Origin of the sequence: Winogradskyella sp. PG-2 (assembly GCF_000828715.1) — a bacterium.
In the GTDB taxonomy this organism is placed as follows: Bacteria; Bacteroidota; Bacteroidia; order Flavobacteriales; family Flavobacteriaceae; genus Winogradskyella.
In genome coordinates, this window is sequence record NZ_AP014583.1 from 1,211,041 (window position 1) to 1,233,440 (window position 22,400).

Annotated in this window: 25 protein-coding genes; 8 read left to right on the forward strand and 17 right to left on the reverse strand. The window is 32.1% G+C overall.

The features are described 5' to 3' along the window. Positions 1-2: 2 nt before the first annotated feature. Positions 3-584: an RDD family protein gene (locus tag WPG_RS05345; protein ID WP_045470199.1), complete on the forward strand. Its 582-nt coding sequence runs from the start codon at positions 3-5 to the stop codon at positions 582-584. On the opposite strand, the gene WPG_RS05350 is transcribed toward WPG_RS05345, so the two are convergent. Further along, a complete protein-coding gene (locus tag WPG_RS05350) occupies positions 577-972 on the reverse strand; it encodes a hypothetical protein (protein WP_045470201.1) in 396 nt (131 codons plus the stop codon). The genes WPG_RS05345 and WPG_RS05350 overlap by 8 nt on opposite strands. A gap of 109 nt (positions 973-1,081) precedes the next feature. On the opposite strand from WPG_RS05350, the gene WPG_RS05355 reads away from it, so the two are divergent. Together WPG_RS05355 and WPG_RS05360 are read left to right on the forward strand one after the other, a co-directional pair. Then, entirely contained in the window at positions 1,082-1,483 is a 402-nt protein-coding gene (locus WPG_RS05355; protein ID WP_045470203.1) for a hypothetical protein, read from the forward strand. A gap of 101 nt (positions 1,484-1,584) precedes the next feature. Next, complete coding sequence (locus tag WPG_RS05360) at positions 1,585-1,776, forward strand: hypothetical protein (RefSeq protein ID WP_045470205.1); 192 nt, start codon at positions 1,585-1,587, stop codon at positions 1,774-1,776. 17 nt (positions 1,777-1,793) lie between these two features. On the opposite strand, the gene pheS is transcribed toward WPG_RS05360, so the two are convergent. Beyond that, the gene (gene pheS / locus WPG_RS05365; RefSeq protein WP_045470207.1) at positions 1,794-2,813 is read right to left on the reverse strand and encodes a phenylalanine--tRNA ligase subunit alpha; all 1,020 of its coding nucleotides are present in this window, start codon (positions 2,811-2,813) and stop codon (positions 1,794-1,796) included. A gap of 54 nt (positions 2,814-2,867) precedes the next feature. Then, a complete protein-coding gene (locus WPG_RS05370) occupies positions 2,868-3,224 on the reverse strand; it encodes a hypothetical protein (protein WP_045470209.1) in 357 nt (118 codons plus the stop codon). Between the two features lie 70 nt (positions 3,225-3,294). Between WPG_RS05370 and WPG_RS05375 the strand changes: the two genes are divergently transcribed. Beyond that, on the forward strand, positions 3,295-3,807 hold the full coding sequence (locus WPG_RS05375; RefSeq protein ID WP_045470211.1) for a CvpA family protein: 513 nt from the start codon (positions 3,295-3,297) through the stop codon (positions 3,805-3,807). A 45-nt stretch (positions 3,808-3,852) separates the two neighbouring features. On the opposite strand, the gene WPG_RS05380 is transcribed toward WPG_RS05375, so the two are convergent. From WPG_RS05380 to WPG_RS05445, 14 genes are all read right to left on the reverse strand, one after another. Beyond that, positions 3,853-4,482 (reverse strand): carbonic anhydrase family protein, encoded by a 630-nt coding sequence (locus WPG_RS05380; RefSeq protein WP_045470213.1) that lies wholly within the window; start codon positions 4,480-4,482, stop codon positions 3,853-3,855. A gap of 17 nt (positions 4,483-4,499) precedes the next feature. After that, positions 4,500-6,374, reverse strand: a complete 1,875-nt coding sequence (locus WPG_RS05385) for a SulP family inorganic anion transporter (protein WP_045470214.1) — start codon at positions 6,372-6,374, stop codon at positions 4,500-4,502. A 7-nt stretch (positions 6,375-6,381) separates the two neighbouring features. After that, complete coding sequence (locus tag WPG_RS05390; protein WP_045470215.1) at positions 6,382-7,983, reverse strand: SulP family inorganic anion transporter; 1,602 nt, start codon at positions 7,981-7,983, stop codon at positions 6,382-6,384. A gap of 86 nt (positions 7,984-8,069) precedes the next feature. Further along, positions 8,070-8,312 carry a hypothetical protein gene (locus WPG_RS05395; RefSeq protein WP_231850257.1) on the reverse strand — a complete coding sequence of 81 codons (243 nt, stop codon included), beginning with the start codon at positions 8,310-8,312 and terminating at the stop codon, positions 8,070-8,072. A gap of 99 nt (positions 8,313-8,411) precedes the next feature. Further along, on the reverse strand, positions 8,412-9,170 hold the full coding sequence (locus WPG_RS05400; protein ID WP_045470217.1) for a tetratricopeptide repeat protein: 759 nt from the start codon (positions 9,168-9,170) through the stop codon (positions 8,412-8,414). A gap of 1 nt (position 9,171) precedes the next feature. Next, positions 9,172-10,941, reverse strand: coding sequence for a BatD family protein (locus WPG_RS05405; RefSeq protein WP_045470218.1), 1,770 nt, complete (start codon positions 10,939-10,941; stop codon positions 9,172-9,174). 40 nt (positions 10,942-10,981) lie between these two features. Beyond that, entirely contained in the window at positions 10,982-11,824 is an 843-nt protein-coding gene (locus WPG_RS05410; RefSeq protein ID WP_231850258.1) for an aerotolerance regulator BatC, read from the reverse strand. Continuing rightward, a complete protein-coding gene (locus WPG_RS05415; protein WP_144374420.1) occupies positions 11,817-12,320 on the reverse strand; it encodes a hypothetical protein in 504 nt (167 codons plus the stop codon). The genes WPG_RS05410 and WPG_RS05415 overlap by 8 nt, the downstream gene beginning before the upstream one ends. Positions 12,321-12,369: 49 nt before the next feature. After that, positions 12,370-13,407, reverse strand: a complete 1,038-nt coding sequence (locus WPG_RS05420) for a vWA domain-containing protein (protein ID WP_045470222.1) — start codon at positions 13,405-13,407, stop codon at positions 12,370-12,372. Beyond that, positions 13,400-14,404: a vWA domain-containing protein gene (locus WPG_RS05425; protein WP_045470224.1), complete on the reverse strand. Its 1,005-nt coding sequence runs from the start codon at positions 14,402-14,404 to the stop codon at positions 13,400-13,402. The genes WPG_RS05420 and WPG_RS05425 overlap by 8 nt, the downstream gene beginning before the upstream one ends. Continuing rightward, entirely contained in the window at positions 14,404-16,098 is a 1,695-nt protein-coding gene (locus WPG_RS05430; RefSeq protein WP_045475222.1) for a hypothetical protein, read from the reverse strand. Before WPG_RS05430 ends, WPG_RS05425 begins: the two co-directional genes overlap by 1 nt. Positions 16,099-16,105: 7 nt before the next feature. Continuing rightward, the gene (locus tag WPG_RS05435) at positions 16,106-16,972 is read right to left on the reverse strand and encodes a DUF58 domain-containing protein (RefSeq protein WP_045470226.1); all 867 of its coding nucleotides are present in this window, start codon (positions 16,970-16,972) and stop codon (positions 16,106-16,108) included. Between the two features lie 75 nt (positions 16,973-17,047). Further along, on the reverse strand, positions 17,048-18,049 hold the full coding sequence (locus WPG_RS05440; RefSeq protein WP_045470228.1) for an AAA family ATPase: 1,002 nt from the start codon (positions 18,047-18,049) through the stop codon (positions 17,048-17,050). Between the two features lie 156 nt (positions 18,050-18,205). Next, positions 18,206-18,769, reverse strand: a complete 564-nt coding sequence (locus WPG_RS05445) for a DUF4382 domain-containing protein (protein WP_045470230.1) — start codon at positions 18,767-18,769, stop codon at positions 18,206-18,208. Between the two features lie 104 nt (positions 18,770-18,873). On the opposite strand from WPG_RS05445, the gene WPG_RS05450 reads away from it, so the two are divergent. The 4 genes from WPG_RS05450 to WPG_RS05465 are packed head-to-tail and all read left to right on the forward strand — an operon-like array spanning position 18,874 to position 22,295. Further along, entirely contained in the window at positions 18,874-19,737 is an 864-nt protein-coding gene (locus WPG_RS05450; RefSeq protein WP_084221522.1) for an aldo/keto reductase family oxidoreductase, read from the forward strand. Between the two features lie 13 nt (positions 19,738-19,750). After that, the gene (locus WPG_RS05455; protein WP_045470232.1) at positions 19,751-20,503 is read left to right on the forward strand and encodes an SDR family NAD(P)-dependent oxidoreductase; all 753 of its coding nucleotides are present in this window, start codon (positions 19,751-19,753) and stop codon (positions 20,501-20,503) included. Then, entirely contained in the window at positions 20,500-21,129 is a 630-nt protein-coding gene (locus WPG_RS05460; protein ID WP_045470234.1) for a hypothetical protein, read from the forward strand. The genes WPG_RS05455 and WPG_RS05460 overlap by 4 nt, the downstream gene beginning before the upstream one ends. Before the next feature lie 32 nt (positions 21,130-21,161). Further along, positions 21,162-22,295 carry an ATP-binding protein gene (locus tag WPG_RS05465; protein ID WP_045470236.1) on the forward strand — a complete coding sequence of 378 codons (1,134 nt, stop codon included), beginning with the start codon at positions 21,162-21,164 and terminating at the stop codon, positions 22,293-22,295. Positions 22,296-22,400: the final 105 nt, after the last annotated feature.

Genomic DNA, 22,400 nt, shown 5'->3' on the forward strand with positions numbered 1-22,400 from the left:
AAATGAAAATCACAAACAAGAAATACAAAAATCATAATTTAGCCAATGAAGATGATCGAGGCGAAAATCTCATTATTGATTTTATAATTTCTTCTTTTTTAGGTATATTAATTGGGTTTTTAATTTTTGAGTTATTTATCTACATAATCATAGTATATTTCTCAGTTAGATTTCTCTATTATTTCATTTTTGAACTAGCCTATGGAAGAACTCTGGGGAAATTTCAAACTCAAACAATCGTTATGAATAAAGATGGTAATCTACCAACCATGATTCAGTTAATTATTAGAAGTTTAAGCCGTTTTATAAGCATTTTCTCAGGTATTAGTGATGATGAACGCGCAATTCATGACTATTCTTCAAACACATACGTTATAAAGGATTTAAATTTGAGAAAAATTGAAATACGACAGCCTTTGATTTTTATTTTTAATCAAACACTACTAGGCTCTCTTATCTATTATATTTTCAATCACCATGATCTAGAAACAATAGATATAGAAATGATTGCATTAATAGTTTTAGTTATAGCGTTTATAAGTGGATTGTTTTTTGGAATAAAAAAAATGAGGTCTTCTACTTGACCATAACTCCTTTTAATTGCATCAAAGGAACAATCTGTAAAGCCTTTTTATTAATGGTGTTTTTCCTAAATACATAGGTTTTATCAAACATCTGATTACCTTCAAAAAAAGTAACTTTAAAAGAATTATTAAGCTCTAATACTTTTTGTTGTAAATATTCAATCTTAGCATAACTTCTTGCTGGCAATTTTACAATAGTATGACGCATTGGAGGTGTCATTTTTTTATCGTTAAAACCTTGAGATACTATAAGGACAGTGTCTAAATCTGTGTCAGAGTTATTAATGATATAAGCATTCCAATCTAGAGTTTTATATTCTATATGTTTTTCTTGTACTACAGCTACATGTACATCTTTTACTTCTGGAATGTTAATGTCTTTTTTCATGTTTACCACCTATAAAAACAAGAATCTGTTTTTGTTAATTATAATTTAAAAAGCAAAAGTATAAAAAGCTAAATCCTTAATTTAGGTTTTAAACCATAAATCTATAGTTATGAAATTTAAAATTTTTTTTCTAACACTTTTATTCTGCTGTATAAGTTTTAGTCAAAGCAACGAAAGAATTACTACTATTGAAACTGTTGAAATTCTATATGGAAAAGAAGAGGAAGCTATCTATTATTTTCAAAACAATTGGAAGAAATTAAGAGCAAGGGCTATTGAAAAAGAATATATCCACTCATTTCAGCTCATGAAAACTTCATTTAGTTCTGAAACCCCTTTTCATATTATACTAGTCACAACTTACACTAATAAAGAGCAATATAAAAATAGAGAGAAACACTTTACAGAACTTATTAAAGCTAGTGGTGGATTAAAACTATTGAATGATAAAAAGCCAAATGAATTAAGAAAATCAGTATTTAGTGTTGAAGGAGCAAATCATTTGGAATAATGCTTATTATAAATCAGTCCTTAGTTCTAAAATATATAATTATAAATTGTATGAAGCCTAATATCCAATATAATGGAAATCTTAGATAAGCATATAACATATTGAATGAATCATCACCTGAACTACCGTATGACTTTATTTCTGTAAGCATAGATATAAAAGGTAGTAGAAATCCAAATAGTAATGAAAATAAAATTGGAAAAACACAGCTTTTAGAGTTTGGGAATTTTCTAATTATACTATTAAGTATTACTAAAATCAGAAAAATTACTATGTCAAAATATCCGAAATAGATATGTAAGTCATCCACTTATAAAGACGACTTAAACTGCTCTAAGAAACGCACATCATTCTCACTCAATAAACGAATATCACTGATTTGGTTAAGTAACATGGCGATACGATCAATTCCCATACCAAAAGCAAAACCAGAATATTCTTTAGAATCAATTCCGCAGTTTTCTAAAACATTAGGGTCTACCATACCGCAACCCATAATTTCTAACCAGCCAGTACCTTTGGTGATTTTATAATCGGTTTCAGTCTCAAGTCCCCAATATACATCCACCTCAGCACTTGGTTCTGTAAATGGAAAGTAGGATGGTCTAAGTCTAATCTTAGATTTTCCGAACATCTCAGTTGTAAAATATTGTAAGGTTTGCTTTAAATCAGCAAAGCTGACATCCTTATCTATATACAGACCTTCTACTTGATGAAAGAAACAGTGTGATCGTGCTGAAATGGCCTCATTTCTATAAACACGACCTGGCGAAATTGTACGTATTGGAGGTTTATTATTTTCCATATAACGCACTTGTACAGAACTTGTATGTGTACGTAATAATATATCTGGATCAGTCTGAATAAAGAAAGTATCCTGCATATCTCGTGCTGGATGATATTCTGACAGATTCAATGCCGTAAAATTATGCCAATCATCTTCTATTTCTGGTCCTTCACTAACGTTGAAACCTATACGAGAAAAGATATCTATAATTTCGTTTTTTACGATAGAAATAGGATGACGTGCACCCAAAGCGATAGGTTCACCTGGGCGCGATAAGTCTCCATAAACTCCATTGTCTTCCTCTTGATTTTCAAAAGATTCTTTTAAGGTGTTTACTTTATCTTCAGCTGTTTTTTTAAGCTGATTTATGGTTTGCCCAAATTCCTTTTTTTGATCATTTGCCACATTTTTAAACTCAGCAAAATATTCCTTTAATAATCCTTTAGACCCTAAATATTTTATTCTAAATGCTTCTACTTCATCTTTAGACTGCGCTGTAAATGCTTCTGCTTCTGCAATGAGTTCTTTTATCTTATCTATCATTTTATGCTGAATTTAATTCAGTACCTATAATTCAATCTGCAAATTTAAAAAATCTTAACTGATATATTCAGTTTCTAGAAAATAGTTCACAATGGCTTCTTTCATTAAAACACTTTGTTCACCTGCTTTTAGATGCGGTAACTGTGCTAATACTTTATAATGTGGCCAACCATCTTCGTCCACAAAATCAAACTTATAAAACCCATATGGTTCTAAGACCTTACAAATCGCAATATGCATTAAATCTAGTTTATGGTCTTTTTTATACTCGCGGTGTATCTGTCCAAGTTCTTGAACACCAATGAGGTATATGATAGAATCCAAATCTAGTTTATCTCCATCAGCGAATTGATTAGAGAGTTTTTTCACTACTAAATTCCATCGTTCTTTTAATTGTTCGTCTCTTGCCATAATTTGTAACACTACTTTTGCGTTATCTGATTGGCAAAGTTAATTTATATTTGCCTAAACCGCTAGTATTATGAGTATCATTGATATTGTTTTAGGAGCCTTATTATTATTTGGGCTTATTCGTGGAGCCATGAAAGGGCTTTTTGTTGAAGTAGCATCTTTAGTCGCCTTAGTTTTGGGTGTCTATGGAGCGATCCACTTTAGTGGTTTTGCGGCCGGTTTTTTAGAATCTAAGGTAGATTGGGCTGAAAAAACTATCAATATTGTAGCCTTTGCAATCACCTTTGTCATTATTGTTTTAGCTATAAGTCTTGCAGGAAAAGCACTCACTAAATTAGCAGATTTTGCTGCTTTAGGGATTATTAATAAACTAGCGGGCGGAATTTTTGGAGCACTTAAAATAGGCCTGATTCTTAGTGTATTGCTAATTGTATTCAACAAATTAAATAATACACTTCCCTTTATGGAACAAGAAGATTTAGAGGAAAGTGTCCTATACAAACCTGTAAAATCTTTAGCTCCAATTATTTTTCCTAATCTTATTAAGAGCGAAACTGAAGAGGACTCTGAAGAAGAGGCATAAAAAAAGCCAATCTTTCGAATGGCTTTTAGTTATATAGTTTTGTGATTATAGCATTTCTACTTTTCCGGTATGTAAACTATAAACACCGCCAACGATAGCAATCTCCCCATTGTCTTCCATTTCTTTTAGGATTTGGCTTTTCTCACGAATACGATTAATAGTAAGATTTACATTATTGGCAACTGTTTTGGCAACAAACTCACTATTAGATGAATTTGCTTCACCTTCAACTTCATCTGCAGATTTTCTAACTGCTGGCATAATATTCTCTAACATTGCTGTAATATTTCCTAATTCTACACCATCACAAGCTGCTTTAACTGCTCCACAACTTTCATGACCTAAAACTAAGACAAGCTTACTTCCTGCAGCTTTACAAGAATATTCTAAGCTTCCTAGAATATCCACATTTTCAAAATTACCAGCTACTCTAGCAACAAAAATATCGCCAATAGCTTGATCTAAAACTGTTTCTACTGGTACACGAGAATCAATACAAGATAAAACAACTGCTTTTGGAAATTGTCCACCTGTAGTCTGATTTACTAATGCTGCATTATCTGCACCTTCTAACTTACCGTTTACAAAACGGTTATTACCTTCTAATAAATCTTGTAATACACCATTAGGAGTTAATGCTGTTTGTACATCTTTTGTTACTGCTATATTTTTCATATTTAATTAGATTTATTTTATTTATAATTGTCTTTTATATTTGTTTTTATCCACTCTAAACAGGTGTCAAAGTTTTGATAAATTTGATTTTCTGAAACTAAATCTGGAATGATATCTATCCGTTCCATAAGTAATCTTGGTTGATCTAAAACTCCAGTCATTAATATATTAATATCTTGTTTTTTTAAATCAAAAAGTACGTCCTCCATCGCATAAAGACCTGATTGGTCCATGTATGTAAGTTTTTCCATACGAATAACAACGGTTTTGGATGTACTAGGAATTTGTTTGGCCAATTGTTGGAAACTTGCCGTTGAACCAAAAAATAAAGGACCTTCTATATGCTTAATTACAACCTCTTCCTTCAAATTAGAGGGCATATCAAACTCATCATCCCATGGTTTTTCATTCAAAGGTTTTATTATAGATTGCTTTGCTGTAATATCTCCTATTTTCTTCATAAACAGTAAAGATGCAAGTACCAAACCAATCCCAACGGCATAAACTAAATCCCAAACCGACGACAGTATTAAAACCACCATCATAATAAGTACTTCTGAGCTCAATTTTAACGGTCCTATTTTTATATCCTTTGGTAAGGATGGTATGGCTTTTAATCCTTTATAATCAATAACACCTATTCCTACGGTAATAAGAATGCCTGCTAATACAGCTGCTGGAATTTTGGAAGCTAATGGAGATAACACCAATAATATTATAAATAATAAGACCCCAGCAATCATACCAGATAATTTTGTCTTACCACCAGACTTTATATTGACCACTGTACGTATTGTGGCACCTGCGCCAGGAATACCACCAAAAAGTGCAGCGATACTATTTCCAATACCTTGACCTAATAACTCTTTATTTGGTTTGTGTTTTGTCTTCGTCATATTATCTGCAACAACACTGGTTAATAATGAATCTATTGATCCTAATAATGCCAATGTTAATGCTGTAAAAATATAAGGTGTAACACTCCTTAAACTAAAGCCACTAAAAATTTCTGCCTTAAATTCTGGCAGACCTCCTGGAATCTCAGGTATCGCTATATAATCTAAGTTAAAAGCTAAAGCAATTGCAGTCATTACTAGTAAAGCAACCAATGTACTTGGTATTTTGGTTGTTACACGTTTAAACCCATATATAATTAAAATAGTAGCTAATGCTAATAGTAGCTCTAACCAGTTTATCTGTTTAATGGCTCTTGGCAAGACTTTTAAGGCTCCTATAACACCAGAGGCTTCTTTCCCAGCAAGAGTTTTTGCTTCGTCGTTACGTATAACATCCGATAATGCTACAGTATGGTCAATTGAAGTTTTATAATCTTCTATATTTAAGCTTTTACCATTTTTATTATTCTTTGTATTAATCAGGCTTCTTGTAGTAACAACTTCCTCAACTTGCGACTCAAATTTATTAACAAAATTCGTATCCTCTTTGGGATAATAACCTATAGCTGGTAATATCTGAGTTACTAGAATAATTACACCAATAGCTGTCATAAAACCAGAGACTACAGGATAAGGTATGTATCTAATATATTTTCCTAAACCTATCGCTCCAAAGGCAATTTGTAAAATACCAGCCAATAAAAATACAGTTAGAATTGCTGGTAATGCCTTTTCTACACTGCCATTATTAGTAGCAATTAGGCTGGCAATAACTACCATACTTACAGCTGTCATTGGTGCCGTTGGCCCAGAAATCTGTGTATTTGTACCACCAAATAGTGCCGCAAAAAAGCTAATAAATATTGCTCCATAAATTCCAGCACTTGGTCCTAAGCCAGAGGATACACCAAAGGCTAGAGCCAAAGGTAAAGCAACAATACCAGCAGTAATACCACCAAAAGCGTCACCTTTAATATTAGAAAATAATTCTTTCATTTATTCTTTAAAGTTTAAACTCATCTAATTTTGGCCTAAGCTTAAAAAACTCAATAAAACTCTCAGGATTTTCAACGATTCCACGTTCGGAAATGAGCTTTATATCTATATTTCGTTCTTTAGCTTTAAAAGCAAAATCATCTAATATTTCAATAATATCGTTATCTAGATATTGTGTTTTTCTTACGTCTAATTCTAAATACGAATCTTTTGGAAGACTATCTAATTCTTGTAATATTGCTCCTTTATTAAAGAAGGTAACTTCCTCTGCTAAAGTCATTTTTATTTTTCCATCATCTACGTCTTCACCTTCTTTGTGTAAAAAATGTGAATTTTTAAAACTTTTAAAAAGTACGATAAAGATTCCTACAGCAAGTCCAAGCCCTATTCCCCACAGTAAATCGATAAAAACAATACCTACGATTGTAGTAATGAAAGGAATAAACTGCATCCAACCAGCATTATACATTGCTTTAAATGTGGATGGTTTAGCAAGCTTATATCCTACTATAAATAATATGGCAGCTAATACTGAAAGTGGAATTAGATTTAATACCATCGGAATTGTTACAACCGATATTAATAATAAAAATCCATGAATTACAGCTGATGCCTTACTCTTTCCTCCTGATTGAATATTTGCTGAACTTCTAACTATAACCTGTGTTACAGGTAATCCACCAATTAACCCCGAAACAATGTTCCCTGAACCTTGAGCGAAAAGCTCTCTATTTGTAGGAGTAACATTTTTATCTGGATCTAACTTATCCGTTGCTTCAACACACAGTAATGTTTCTAATGATGCTACCAAGCCAATAGTAAATGCAGTTATTAATATTTTTGGATTTGTAATTGCGGAGAAATTAGGAAACGTAAGTAAATCTTTTAGACCAGCCAAACTCTCTGGCACTGGTACAGATACTAAATGGTCTTTGCTTAACTCCATACCCGTGTCTTTGGTCAGAAAGTAGAATACAATACCTATAACGACTGCGACTAAAGGCCCTTGTACAAGCTTAAAAATCTTGCCTTTTTTGCTCAATACATTTGCCCACAATAAAAGTATGCCCATAGAAATTAAGGCGATAATTGTAGCACCTTTATCAAAATTTCCACTGATTATTGCGTTTATAGTTTTTAGTAGTTCCGTTAATGTGTTTTCACCATCAATTTGTAAAAAAGCAAAATCGCCTTCAGGGTTTTTGTCTAATCCAAAAAAGTACGGAATCTCTTTTAATATAATAACTATACCTATTCCTGTTAGCATTCCTTTGATTACAGAAGATGGGAAATAGTAACCTATAATTCCGGCCTTAAATACTCCAAGAATTATTTGAAACACACCAGCCAAAACTACTGCTACTAGAAAATTCTCATAGCCTAGGTCACCGATTGCAGTTGCTACAATTACTGCCAAACCAGCAGCTGGACCACTAACCCCAATTTTAGAGCCCGATGCAGCCCCTACAATAATACCACCAACAATCCCCGCTATTAAACCAGTAATAGGCTCAGCTCCCGAAGCAACAGAAATTCCTAAACATAATGGTAAGGCTACAAAGAATACAACAATACTCGCTGGTATATCGTTTTTTAATGTTTTAAACATAATTTAAGTCATTAGTGCTATTGATAGATAACAATAGCAAATTTTTAAAAATTTTATAAGTGTATTTTATTTGAACGAAAAAAATATCAAATAAATTCTGGAGGAGGTAATACGAGATTAAGGTGTGGTTTTGAATACGACTTGAAAGCATATTTATTATTAAACTCACTACTATTATAAACAAAAAAATCTTCTAGATTTTCAGTGCTAATTTCAAAAAGAAGTTTAAGACTTTCCTTTTCCTCTTCTTCATTTTCACCATAAAAACAAGTGATATCGATTGTATCATCAAATGACATAATTATTGAAGGAGCTGATATAATAGCCATAAATAATATGGTGAAAAATATTGCTATTTTATGTTGGTTGGTTTTTTGCATAAAATAGCTAAAATACTAATTAGAAATTAACATTCCGTTAAATATTTTCTAAAAAATGTTCAACATCTTTATGTCGTTAGAAGGAATCCATCCAGTAGAATTATCTGAAAGTTGAATTTTCATCCAATCTTCATAGGTTTCAAGAACCTGCACCTTTGTTCCTTCATGTAATCTAAACACTTCTTCAGACGTTTTATTAGCTTCAGCCTTAACTCTACTTTCTTGAACAAAGACTATTGCAGGATTATCTTTTTTATCTAAATTATCCTTCTGAAAAGCCATAACCACAGAGAAACATGCTACAAATAAACTCACAATACTAACAACAAATGCGATTCGTTTTTTAGAAGTAGAATAAGAAAAATGATACATTAAGAATAATAAAACAAATACAAGAACTCCTCCTATAGCAAATTTTGCCCAAGCATCTGAATTAAAGGTATTGACCATATTGTTAACGAGTCTTGAAAAACCTACTTGAGGTACTTTATCAATAGCGTCAATAGTCATATTTTGTGCAAAAGACAAATTGCTTTTTATTTCTTTATCATTTGGGCTGATCAGCAATGCCTTTTCATAATAATAAATACTTGGAGCAATATTATTAAGCTTATAATTAGCATTGCCAAGATTAAAATATAATTCTGCAGAATGCGTGTCTGAATTTAAAATAGATTCATACTTATCAATAGCTTCAGCATATTTACTTTCATTATATAACGCATTAGCTTGTTCAAAAACTTTATCGTTTTGAGTAAATCCTAATAGACTTGAACAACATATCAATACAATTACAATGATTCTCATACTATCTCAATTGTTTATCTATTAACGAAATGGTTTGTGCTGCTTTTTCATAATCATTCTGCATAGTTACTTGTGTAATTGGAGTGTAACGCGCCAATTCACAATTCTCTAATATTGAAATGAAGTCTGAAACTACATTACCCTCAACATTACGTTCGTGTAATAACTTTTCGATTTTTTCCTTATTAAAATCACTTGTCTCAATATTCAATTTAGCCTTTAAATAATTATGTAATGCTTTCTCTAGCGCCACATAAAAGGCTTCTTTTTGGCCTAGTGCTTTTTTTGCAGCACTCAAATATTTCTTAGCTAAGCGATCTGCTTTTCTAAGACGATTACCTTGAACATCTGCATTACGTTCATCTTGTTTTCTTCTAATTAAAATTGCTAATGGTATAGCTAAAAAAGGAAACAAAAGTAATGACCAAAAGCCAGTAGTTTTAAAAAAGGGTTGACTTGTTGTCGTCGTCCAGTTAGATGATGTTTTTATAAAGGCAAATGTATTCGTATTTGGTATAACCGTTTGCTTATTATTTGGTTCTGTAGCGTTTACATTGGTAGTCGAAGCTGTAGGACCTTCTAAAACATCAATAACAATTTCATCAGAAGTAATTCGTTTATAACTTTCTGTTTTTAAATCAAAATATGAGAATGATATAGTTGGTACAGGGTACTTTCCTCGATATTGAGGAACAATTGTATAGGTATCTGAAATACTACCTCTCATTCCTGCCAAATTAGTGCGCACATTTTCCTTGTGTTCAGGTTCGTAAACCTCGAGAGCACTTGGTACAGTTAGTTTAGGTAATTCAAAAAGCTTAAGATTTCCTTTCCCAGAAACTTGTATTTCTGCTTCAAGTGATTCAGTAGCATTTAATTGAGTCTTCGATGTATTTACAGTAAAGGAAAAATCACCGACAGCACCAGTGAAATCTGAAGGTTTTCCTTCATCAGGTAATGGTTTTACATTTATAGTTCTACTACCAGCAGTGACAGTTTTTGGCACTTTAGTCATAAGTTGTCGTCCAAAAATATCGGCTCTACCTGAAGGCACTTCAACTGTAATATCTAATACCAAAGGTTCTAACTTTAACTTTCCTGTTTTTTGAGGATAGAGTACCGTTTTTCTAAGAATAACATAACGATAATCTTTTCCTTTGTATTCAGCTTTATGAGTTGGAAAACCTTTAACTTCTATATTCTGACTCCAAAAATCATTATATCTTGGATTGTCTTTCTCTCGCCAATTACTTACACCAGTTTCTCGAGATACAAATAACTTATAAACAACTGTTATTGCTTCATTCAAATAAGGGTTTGCTTTAGAAACTTCAGCAACAAGATGAATATTCTCTGATGCAATATCAGAAGCATCTGGAGCACCATTTGGTCTGTCAACTGCAGCGGAAACAGTTACTGTAATCGGAAAGGTCTTATAGGTTTCACCTTCAATTTCAATTGTTGCTTGCTTAATTGTAAACTTCCCGCGTTTTTTTGGCGCTAAAAAATAACTGTAGGTTTTTAAGTATGTCTTTTTGCCGTTATTGTAAGAATTCATTAACGATGTATTTGGACCACCTACAACCGTAAAATCTTTAAAACTAGGCGGAACAAAATTATCTCCGTCTTGATTCATTTCAAAATCTATTCGTAAACGTTCATTTACGCCTAGTTTTTTCTTACTGACTTTGGCTTCAAACTTTACTTGTGCAGAAGCAATACTTGTAGCAAGTACTAGGATTAAAACAGATATGTATTTTATGAATTTCATTATAATAAGAACAATTCTGGATAACGCATATTACTAAAGATTACCAGTCTTTTTCAGTTTTTATTTTTGCCCCTTTTTGTTTTTCGGCATTCATTTTTTCTTGAACCTTCTGTTCTTGATTTTGCATTGCCTCTAAAATATTCTTTATTTGCTGAGGAGACATTTGACCTGGTTTTGATTTAGGCTTTTTATTTTGGTCTTTTTTATCCTTATTACCTTTACCATCATCCTTTTTATCATCTTTAGGCTTTCCTTTTTCATCTTCCTCGTCTTCACCTTCTTTTTTATCTTTATCTCCTTCGTCTTTTTTATCTTGCTCGTCCTTGTTTTGGTCTTCTTTCTTTTGCTCGTCTTCTTTATCTTTTTCTTCTTCTTTATCCTCATCCTCTTTATTGTCTTCTCCACCACCATCGTTTTGTTGCTCAGCACATTCTTTTGCTAAGACATAGTTATAGCGTGTTTCTTCGTCATTCGGATTATTTCTAAGGGCACTTTTAAAAGCTTCGACCGCTTCTTTACAAAGTTCGTTCTGCATTAAAATATTACCAATATTATGAAATGCTCTGTGCTTTTCATCTTTACTTACAGCGTTCTTTGCAGCTTCTTGACTTCTAAATAAAGCTTCTTTAAAACTCCCTTTCCTAAAGTATGTATGAGCTAAATTATAAGCTCCGACTGCTTTACTTGGTGCTTCAGAAATGGCTTTTCTATATTCCATTTCGGCTTCGATATAATTATCTTCGCCTACTAACTCATTAGCTTTATAAACTAAATTAGTAGCATTTTTTTCTGCTTTTAATTGTGCCTTTTCTGCTTCTTGTGAAAATCCTGAAAACCCAATTAATAATGCAATAAGAGTTACATAAAATCTCATCTTATTCATTTTTTAATTTAAATTCTGTTTGAAGATAAATAGCTTGCCATTTGCCTTCTTTATAACTACCTACAGTAAATCTGTAGGTCTCGTCATCTATATATTCCCAGCAATCTGTTACCGTAGATTCACCATACTTGTAACTATACCATATGTTGTTATTTTCTATGGTAACGATGCCTTGAGTTACTCCTCCAAAAATATCGAATTCCCAGAACTCAATTTTACCTTTATTAGAATTATATTGTCTAATACCATGGTTTCTATTGCCATATTCGGTTTGCTCTTGGTTTGTATATCCTTTTGAGTCTGCCTTAATAATAGATTTATTTAAGTCGAATGCAAAAGTAACTTCTTGTTTAAATTTAGTTCCGTTAGACCATTCTCCTTCGGCAAACCATGTCTTATTGACTAAATTTTCAAAACCAAGTAATTGACTACCTTGACTCACACCCAAAAGAGGTATCAAAATAATTAGAAACCAGTATTTATTTATTTTAGTCATTATAATTTAAAGTTAGTAAACCCTGTCTTCATATAGCGTTAAAGAATATCTAAAAGTTCTCATTGAACAAATTCAATTTCTTTAACCATGCTGTTTTTCGTTCTAAGAAAAATATATCAATAAATAACAACAAAATTCCTAAGCCCAAAAACCATTGAAATTGATCTTTAAAGTCTGCTATTTGTTTAGACTCAAATTCCTTCTTGTCCATTTTGTCTAATACATCTTTAATGGTATCTACAACTTCTGCTGTATTGCTCCCATTAACATAAACACCATTAGTTTCTTCAGCAATTTCTCTTAGAGTCGCTTCATCTAAACGGGTAATTACTGTTTCACCTTTATTGTCTTTCTTATAGTTTAATACCACACCATTCCTTTTAATTGGTATTGGACCGCCTTTTACGTCACCAACACCAACGGTTAAGATTCTTATACCTTCATCGTTAGCTTCTTCAGCAATATCAACAGCTTCACCTCCATGATCCTCACCATCTGAAATGATAATTAAAATCCTGTTTGTTTGTTCTTCATCATCATAATATGTTTTTGCCAGCTGAATTGCTTCATGTATTGCTGTACCTTGTGAAGACAACATATCTGTATTCATATTCTGCAAAAACATCTTTGCAGATGCATAGTCTGTTGTGATTGGTAATTGCGGAAAAGCTTTACCTGCATAAGCAATAATACCTACACGATCACTAGCTAAACTATTTATAATTTGCGTAACTAATTGTTTAGATTTTTCCAATCGATTTGGAGCAATATCTTCTGCCAACATACTTTTAGAAACATCTACTGCAAAAACAATATCTACACCTTGGCTACGAACGGTTTCTAGCTTAGTCCCTATTTTTGGATTCACTAGTGCTAATGATAAACAAGCAAAAGCACCACACAAAACCAATATCTTTAATATACTTTTAAAAAATGATTGATTAGGACTTAATCGTTTTAATAAACCACTATCCGCAAACTTTTTCTGAGCTGAACGCCTCCATATCTGAAGAAATAAAAACAACAGAATAATTACTGGGATAACCAGTAAAGTCCAAAACCATATTTTTTCATCGAGTCTAAACAAAGCTTCTAAATATTGTATTTCTTAATAGTAATTCAATTAACAAAAGTAAACCAGCTAGTAACACTATAGGTCTGTATTTTTCTTCGTAATTGTAATACTTTTTTTCTTCTATTTCTGTTTTTTCGAGTTTATTAATCTCGTCATATATTTCAGCTAACTTTTTATTATTAGTCGCCCTAAAGTATTTTCCATTAGTCACTTCTGCAATCTCCTTGAGTAAATCCTCATCAATTTCTACTTGGGAGCGTCCATATATAAATGATCCATTAGGGTTTTGACGAACTGGTGATAGTGCCATTCCATTAGTACCCAAGCCTATAGTGTAAACTTTAACACCATACTCTACAGCTAATTCGCTAGCAATTTTAGGATCAATAAACCCTGAATTATTAACACCATCAGTTAACAGAATAATTACTTTACTTTTTGCTCTACTATCTTTTAAGCGATTTACAGAAGTGGCTAGTCCCATTCCTATTGCTGTACCTCCTTCTATAATGGTATTATATTTTATATCTCTAAGTGAGCGCTGTACTATAGATTTATCACTGGTAATTGGTGTTTTTGTATAAGCCTCACCTGCATATTCCACTAAACCAATACGATCATTAGGGCGACCATCTATAAAATCTGCAGCAACTTTCTTTAAAGCTTCTAGTCTATTTGGAAGCAAGTCTTTAGCAAGCATACTTGCAGAAACATCAATAGACATAACAATATCAATTCCTCGGGTTGTTTTAGTTTTTGTAGACACATCAACTGTTCTTGGTCTCGCTAAAGCAGTTATTAATAAACCTAAAGCAATTAATCGCAATGCAAAAAGTAAGTGTCTTAATTTAGACCAAATTGATGATGCTGTTTTAAAGCCTTTAATACTAGATATTTTAAGCTCAGCCGTTTGCTTTTTATGCTTAAAGACATACCAAACTATTGCTATTGGTAAAAACAATAGCAGCCAGAATAATTCTTTATTTAAAAATTCTATGTTCTCAAACATCATTCTTGGTCTTCAACTAATTCGTCTGGTTTAAGTTCTATTGAATCTATAATACGTTGCACCATATCATCTGCATAATCATCATCTTGTGGCCATGTAAGTATCACTTGCTGTAACACATTTTCATTAGAAAACATAAATAATGCATATTCAGCTTTCATAACGTGGTCTGTATTTGGCACTTTTATATTTAATGTTCCAAAAGTTTTTAATCCTTCTGCAGCATTTGGTGTAATGAATTGATCCCTTTTAACGGTAATATCAGTAGCACCTTTGGATTCAAAACCTTGAATACTACCTTCGGATATTTTTAATAAGTCAAAGGTTGGGTTTTCAGTCTCCTTTGTTTGGGCTTCTTGCTTAGGCACGTTTAAAGTAGTAGTATTAACAGCTATGCTGAATATATCTAACATTGAACCATACATAAAGGTTGTCATTGTCATTTGTTCTTCAGCGCCTTCAGGAATTGGAGAATCAACACGTTTTAAAACTCTTGGAGTTTCAATATAAACTGGCGGAAAACCATATGCACTTTCTACCCAATTACCTTCTAACAGTTCTTTACTTTCATGGCCAATTATTGTATCCTTTACATAATTAAAGCCATATTTTATACCAAAGCCAACAAGAGTGGCAATAATAAGGAACAAGGAAATAGCAACAGTTAGAATGATCTTTCTTCTCTTCTTTTTACGCTCTTGTTCTTCTCTGTATTGTTGGTCTAGTAATTTTTCTTCTTCGGACGGTTCTGGTAAACTTTCCTTTACATGATCTATTTCTTTATCTATAGTAGTTTTATCCATTTCAGCAAGTGCTGTATCTGGAGCAGATTTTGCGAACTTCACCAAATCGGCACGTTTTAAAATAGATTCAAGATTTTTAATAGTGTCTTTTGAAAGGTCAATTTGATTACCATCTTTTAATAGTTGAAGTCTAGAAATTAACTCGTCTGTTGTACTTTCTAAAGCCCGATCATAAACTTTCTCATCCAAATATTTTCTAATAATAAAGGTCAATTCGGAATAATAATCTTTGACTTCTGCACGTATTAGATATTGACTTTCATCTAATTTCTGTAATGCTAATTTTGCACGATCATAAGGTGCTAATAATGCAATCTCCTCTTCTTCAGTCAATGGTTTCTTTCTCCATATAAACCAATATAATAAGAATGCTACAAATGCTATAGCTGCAAGAATTCCGAGTAACCATTTCCACCAATTACCTCCTGTTTTTTCAACTTCAATGATTGGTTTTATATCATATAGCTTTTGCTTAGTCGTATCTACTTTAATTGTATTTACATCTACACGTAATGAATCTGTGAAAAATGGTTTGTCACCAATAATTACTTTTTGTCTAGGTATGGTATATGAGCCTGAATCGAATTGTGTCAGTTTATATATTCTCGACAAAAGAAATTTCGCGTCCTTTTTTGTGGTATCAATTTTTAAAGCCTCAACTGATTCTAATGGCATAAACGTTTGCCCTTCAGGAAAAACTACTAAGGCAGACGAATCTACTTCTACTTTAATCTTATAGTTAATTTGTTCGCCTATTCTAATTTTTGTAGTATCAACTTCAGTTTTAACTTGTGAAAAAGAAAACAAAGAATATAGAACAAAGCACAAACACAAAGCCAACTTTTTGACTTTGCTATTATCCCAATCCATAATTCGTAATTCGTAATTCATCATGTATTTATCCTCTTCTTTTGAAATAACCCAATAGCTTCTTTACATAACTTTCATCAACACGACAATCAATTGTGCCTGCTCCTGATTTTGTAAATGTGTCTTTAAAGTAGTCCACTTTTTCATTGTAATACTTACTATAATTATGTCTTACTTTTTTAGATGATGTGTTTACTAACATTAACTCACCAGATTCCTCGTCTTCCATTTGTACCATACCTATGTTTGGAATAGCTTCCTCATGTTTATCGTAAATTCTTATCCCAGTAATATCATGACGTCCTGCTGCAATTTTTAAATTTTGCTTGTAGTCATCTGCTATAAAATCGGATAACACAAAAACAATAGCCTTCTTTTTCATCACATTAGATAAAAATTTAAAGGATTCAGCAATATTAGTGTTTTTACTTTTTGGTTTGAATTCTAATAACTCTCTTATAATTCTTAAGACATGTGAACGTCCTTTCTTTGGAGGAATATAAAGTTCTATCTCATCTGAGAACAAAATCAACCCTATTTTATCATTATTCTGCGTTGCAGAAAAAGCTAATGTTGCAGCTATTTCAGTAACAATCTCGTCTTTAAACTGATTTTTTGTTCCAAATAGTTTACTGCCAGAAACATCAGCCATAAGCATCATGGTTAACTCGCGTTCTTCTTCAAAAACTTTAATGTAAGGTTCTCTAAAACGTGCAGTCACATTCCAATCAATATTTCTTACATCATCACCATATTGGTATTGACGAACTTCAGAAAAAGTCATACCACGGCCTTTGAAGGTTGAATGATATTCTCCTCCAAATATATGGTCAGACAAACGACGTGTCTTAATCTCTATTTTTCGTACTTTTTTTAGAAGTTCTTTAGTATCCATTTCTCAATTTTCGATTGAAGATTGTTGATTTACGATTTTTTGAAATCGTCATTCGTTATTCTCAAATCTTAAATTCTAAGGCACCTCGATTTCGTTTACAATCTTGTTTATAATGTCTTCTGAAGTGACATTCTCTGCCTCAGCTTCGTAAGTTATCCCAATTCTATGGCGTAATACATCGTGTACAACAGCTCTAACATCCTCAGGAATTACATATCCTCTTCTTTTAATAAAAGCATAACATTTAGCTGCAGTTGCTAAGTTGATACTTCCACGAGGAGACGCACCAAAAGAAATCAACGCTTTTAAATCACCTAGTTTATATTTTTCAGGATAACGGGTTGCGAAAATAATATCTAAAATATATTTCTCAATTTTTTCATCCATGTAGACTTCTCGAACAGCTTTTTGAGCACTTAAAATCTGAGCTACAGAAACCACAGGATTAACTTTATCATAAGACCCTTTTAAGTTTGCTCTTACAATTTGTTGTTCGTCGTCTATTGTTGGATAATCAATAACCGTTTTTAACATAAAACGATCCACTTGTGCTTCTGGCAAAGGATAAGTTCCTTCTTGCTCAACTGGATTTTGAGTTGCCATTACCAAGAATGGTTTGTCTAAAATAAAAGTTTCATCACCAATAGTCACCTGCTTTTCTTGCATGGCTTCTAATAAAGCCGATTGCACTTTGGCTGGAGCCCTATTAATCTCATCTGCTAAAACGAAGTTGGCGAAAATTGGACCTTTCTTAATCGTAAAGTCATTTTCTTTAATGTTGTATATCAAAGTACCTACAACATCTGCAGGTAATAAGTCTGGGGTAAATTGTATTCTACTAAAACTTGCATCTATCGCTTTAGAGAGCGTATTAATCGCTAAAGTCTTTGCTAATCCTGGCACACCTTCTAATAAAATATGACCTTGACCTAGTAGTCCAATTAGCAAACGTTCTATCATATGCTTTTGACCAACAATAACCTTATTCATCTCTAAGGTTAATAAGTCTACAAATGCACTTTCTTTCTCTATCTTTTCATTAATTGACTTAATATCAATTGTACTCGTTTCTTCCATGTTTATTCTATTTAAGAGCTAAACTATTTTTAGTAATTTTTTCGAAGATGCAAAATGTTAAAATTATTCGTTATTTGCTGTTAACAATTGGTTAAAAAAAGAAGAGTAACACCGAAGTGTCACTCTTTTATCTTAATTAATCATGGATTAGGATAATTAATATTGAACTTGTCTTATTTCTGTATATAATTTTGGATTTAAAATCATCATGTTTTCATCTTCATTATAACTTACCGAATTATCGATATCAATCTCTATAGTAACATTATAAAAACGATGCTTTATCAATTCAGTAGTTACTATATTTGAAGGTGTTGCATTACCTAAACTTGTGACATCTAAACTATGTAACGTATTATTTAAATCTATAAAGTTATTATCACCTAGAACTAATCTAATTTCGTATATAAAAGTAGACGCTATTTCAAAATTATCTGCTAGCATTAACTCCGCATCTGATCTTAAGTCACAAACATTATGTGTTCCACTATTAATAGCGTTTAAGCTAACCCAACCATTACTAGGACTTTCGCTTATTCTTAATTGAACATCTTCAATATCTAAATATACTTTGTTGTGCTCTTCTGTTATACTTTTTAATTTCACAGTAATGGATGTGAAATTACTACCCTCACTAATATCATCTTTAGTACAGCTTGTAAAAGCAACTAAAATTAAGAGCGTAAAAAAAAGCGATTTTATAGGTTGTAAGTGATTCATGATTTGGGTTATGGAATAATTACAGATCAATGATACTGTAATCCTTATGTTTTAAGTATTTTTATACACCAATTGCAAAAAAATCCATATAAACGAAAAAAAAAGTGACATATTCTCGATTAATTGCAGGTACTATGACCTGGGGAAGTTGGGGCAAACAACTCTCAAAAAAAGAAATGGACGCTTTAATGCACCATTGTATATCTCATAACATTACAACCTTTGATCATGCTGATATTTACGGAGCTTATACCACTGAAGCTGATTTCGGTAAAGCCTTTATCGATTCCGGTATTAAACGTGAAAACATTCAACTGATATCAAAATGCGGTATCCAATATGTTTGTGAGAACAGAGATAATAAAGTTAAACACTACAATTATAGTAAAGACTATATTATTTGGTCTGCTGAAGAATCTCTAAAAAACCTCAACACTGAGTATTTAGATTTATTTCTGCTTCATAGACCAAGTCCTTTAATGGTCGCTGAGGATATAGCTGAAGCTATCACTATTCTAAAGAAAGATGGAAAGATTAAAGATTTTGGTGTCTCTAATTTTACGGCATCTCAAATGGAAATGATTGGTTTACGAATGGATATTGACTTCAACCAGATTGAATTTTCATTAACTGAACACTCACCAATGCACGATGGTACTTTAGACTATATGACAACCACTGGCATTAAACCCATGGCTTGGTCCCCTTTAGGTTCAGTTTTTAGAGAAGATAACGAACAAACCAGACGTATACATAAACAACTTGGCGAGTTGATGGATAAATATAATGCAACTGAAGACCAATTGTTATTAGCTTGGACATTACAACATCCATCAGGAATTCACCCAGTTGTAGGCACAACAAATAAAGAAAGATTGACTAATGCTTTTGAAGCTTCTAAAATTGAACTTGAACTTGAAGATTGGTTTTTAATATTGGTGGCAAGTCAAGGTCATAAAGTACCGTAAAAGAAATTATTACATGAAAAAAGTAGCCTTAATAACAGGAGCAACTAGTGGAATTGGTAGAGCTACGGCTCATGAGTTTGCTAAACATGGTATCAACTTAGTTTTATGTGGTCGGAGACAACAACGTCTCGATAGTGTAAAAAAAGCGCTGTCAAGACTAACTGATGTACACACTCTAAATTTTGATGTACGCGATAGAAAAAAAACCTTAGATGCAATAGCCTCATTACCTGAAGCATTTCAGGATATTGATATTCTTATTAATAATGCAGGCAATGCTCATGGTTTAGACCCAATACAAACAGGAAGTTTAGATGATTGGGACGCCATGATGGATATTAATGTAAAAGGATTACTCTATGTTAGTAAAGCTATAATTCCTAGTATGACAAAACGAAACTCAGGTCATATTATTAATATTGGTTCCTCTGCAGGAAAAGAAGTTTATCCTAATGGAAATGTGTATTGCGGAAGCAAACATGCTGTTTTAGCTATTACGGAAGGTATGCGTATAGATTTAAATCCATATGGAATTAAAGTTGGTGCCATTAATCCTGGTTTGGTTGAAACCGAATTTTCTGAAGTCCGTTTTAAAGGAGATACTGCTGCTGACGATGTCTATAAAGGTTATAAAGCATTGCAAGCTGAAGATGTTGCCGACGTCATTTATTTTGCAATATCAAGACCTGCACATGTTAATATTGCTGATGTATTAATGTTTTGTACTTCTCAGGCTAGTTCTACTATCGTAAAGAAATCACTATGATTAGTGAATTGAAATCACAATGGTTAGAACTATCATCTAAATACTTTGAAGACGAGCTTATTACAGAAATTTATTGTAAAGAAATTATTGAACAATATGCAAGTAAAAAGAGATACTATCATAATCTATCTCATCTTCAGAACATGTTCAAGCAATTAGATAAATTTGAAAGTGAAATTATCGATTTAGATGCGTTAAAATTTGCTATTTGGTATCACGATATTATATACAAATCCACAAAAAAAGACAATGAAGAGGAAAGTGCCATTTTGGCTAAAAAACGCTTAAAATCATCGTATTTTGATGAAAAACGAATAAAAAAGGTCGAAAAATTAATTATTTCGACTAAAAAGCATCAATTGATTTTGACTAAAAACGATGATAATGCTTATCTTTTGGATTTAGATTTATCTATCTTAGGGACGGATTGGAATACATACAAAAATTATATTCAGAATATTAGAAAAGAGTATAAAATCTATCCTAAATTTATGTATAATCCTGGACGAAAAAAAGTGCTTAACCATTTTCTCGAAAGAGAAACATTATTTTTTACTGACGCTTTTCAAATTAAATATGAAAAGCGGGCACGAGAGAATTTAAAAAAGGAAATTAAATTACTTTAAACAATAAGATTTCTGCTTTCGCAGGAAATTCTATGATAAATAAGAGATTGCTCATAAAACACCTACTAGCTCACAACGATGAGAACAGTTTCTATGACAAAAAACGAAAAATAGATATAGGTTTTAAAGAAGGAAAAGCTAAGTTTTTAAAACACATATGTGCCCTTTCCAATAGCAATCCTAAAAACAACTCGTATATCGTTATTGGCGTACAAGACGAAGACAATAAAATTATTGGTGTTGACTTCTTTGATGACAGTAAAATTCAAAACCTTATTAATGCATATTTAAGCAATCCACCAATTGTACAATACGAAAATATCCCATTTCCACATTTACCAGATGATAAAGTAGTTGGTTTAGTTACTATAAGGCCCAATGACGACATTACATCACTCAGAAAAAATATTTGGAAATATTATGGTGGTTCTGTTTTCTTTAGAGATGGTAGTATGAGTATGCCCAAGGTTTTTGATATTGAGATTAAGGATGTAAATTCTAAAATTGTTTCTGCCATAGAAAACCATGCTCAGAATAATATTGAACTCACGCTCGATGGTGTTTTTGATTTTATGAATAAACGGCAAGACTTTAATCCTAAATACAAAGTCTTTAAAGAATATTTTGTCCTCTGTTGGTCTGGTGATAAAAAACACGTAAAGGATGAAACCTTTTACTCTAGAGTAGATATAGAGCTTATAAATGAGCAAGTCCGTTTGTTTTATTCAGCATTAGATGAAGTTGCGATTTCTTTTACTGAAGATTCATTTAAGATCGTTGAATATGTTCGACTTGGACTTCAGCAATCTTATAAATATTATAAGCTTGAAGAAAAAACAATTCATTTTGATGATAATGCAAATTATTCTATTGAAGCTCACCTAATTTTCGAACCTCCTCAATTTGATAAAAAGGTATTGCATCATATTTATAATACTAATAATGCCATCCTTGAAAAGCTCGAAAAAAACATCACACTTGCAGAGCACGAGTCTAATGATCTAAAAAATTTGGCTGCGAGTTATCTCATTTGTTATCTCAATGGTTTTGAAGACGCATTACCAAAGCTAGATTATGCAAAGCCATATATTAAGAAGTACGATGATAGTCTTTACAACTCATATAAAGACACGATTAGAATATTACGCAAAGTAAAATACAGTTGATTTAGTCGGATTTAACAACTATTTTACCCTTATTATATGCATCTTATCGAACAATGCATCAAAATACTACAGATTATACATTTTTTTTGACCATTCATCAAAAAA

Coding starts and splice junctions, on each gene's coding strand:
- WPG_RS05345 (WP_045470199.1), top strand. CDS start 3: ATGAAAATCACAAACAAGAAATACAAAAATCATAATTTAGCCAATGAA.
- WPG_RS05350 (WP_045470201.1), bottom strand. CDS start 972: ATGAAAAAAGACATTAACATTCCAGAAGTAAAAGATGTACATGTAGCT.
- WPG_RS05355 (WP_045470203.1), top strand. CDS start 1,082: ATGAAATTTAAAATTTTTTTTCTAACACTTTTATTCTGCTGTATAAGT.
- pheS (WP_045470207.1), bottom strand. CDS start 2,813: ATGATAGATAAGATAAAAGAACTCATTGCAGAAGCAGAAGCATTTACA.
- WPG_RS05370 (WP_045470209.1), bottom strand. CDS start 3,224: ATGGCAAGAGACGAACAATTAAAAGAACGATGGAATTTAGTAGTGAAA.
- WPG_RS05375 (WP_045470211.1), top strand. CDS start 3,295: ATGAGTATCATTGATATTGTTTTAGGAGCCTTATTATTATTTGGGCTT.
- WPG_RS05380 (WP_045470213.1), bottom strand. CDS start 4,482: ATGAAAAATATAGCAGTAACAAAAGATGTACAAACAGCATTAACTCCT.
- WPG_RS05385 (WP_045470214.1), bottom strand. CDS start 6,374: ATGAAAGAATTATTTTCTAATATTAAAGGTGACGCTTTTGGTGGTATT.
- WPG_RS05390 (WP_045470215.1), bottom strand. CDS start 7,983: ATGTTTAAAACATTAAAAAACGATATACCAGCGAGTATTGTTGTATTC.
- WPG_RS05395 (WP_231850257.1), bottom strand. CDS start 8,312: ATGGCTATTATATCAGCTCCTTCAATAATTATGTCATTTGATGATACA.
- WPG_RS05400 (WP_045470217.1), bottom strand. CDS start 9,170: ATGAGAATCATTGTAATTGTATTGATATGTTGTTCAAGTCTATTAGGA.
- WPG_RS05405 (WP_045470218.1), bottom strand. CDS start 10,941: ATGAAATTCATAAAATACATATCTGTTTTAATCCTAGTACTTGCTACA.
- WPG_RS05410 (WP_231850258.1), bottom strand. CDS start 11,824: ATGAATAAGATGAGATTTTATGTAACTCTTATTGCATTATTAATTGGG.
- WPG_RS05415 (WP_144374420.1), bottom strand. CDS start 12,320: ATGACTAAAATAAATAAATACTGGTTTCTAATTATTTTGATACCTCTT.
- WPG_RS05425 (WP_045470224.1), bottom strand. CDS start 14,404: ATGTTTGAGAACATAGAATTTTTAAATAAAGAATTATTCTGGCTGCTA.
- WPG_RS05430 (WP_045475222.1), bottom strand. CDS start 16,098: ATGAATTACGAATTACGAATTATGGATTGGGATAATAGCAAAGTCAAA.
- WPG_RS05435 (WP_045470226.1), bottom strand. CDS start 16,972: ATGGATACTAAAGAACTTCTAAAAAAAGTACGAAAAATAGAGATTAAG.
- WPG_RS05440 (WP_045470228.1), bottom strand. CDS start 18,049: ATGGAAGAAACGAGTACAATTGATATTAAGTCAATTAATGAAAAGATA.
- WPG_RS05445 (WP_045470230.1), bottom strand. CDS start 18,769: ATGAATCACTTACAACCTATAAAATCGCTTTTTTTTACGCTCTTAATT.
- WPG_RS05455 (WP_045470232.1), top strand. CDS start 19,751: ATGAAAAAAGTAGCCTTAATAACAGGAGCAACTAGTGGAATTGGTAGA.
- WPG_RS05460 (WP_045470234.1), top strand. CDS start 20,500: ATGATTAGTGAATTGAAATCACAATGGTTAGAACTATCATCTAAATAC.
- WPG_RS05465 (WP_045470236.1), top strand. CDS start 21,162: ATGATAAATAAGAGATTGCTCATAAAACACCTACTAGCTCACAACGAT.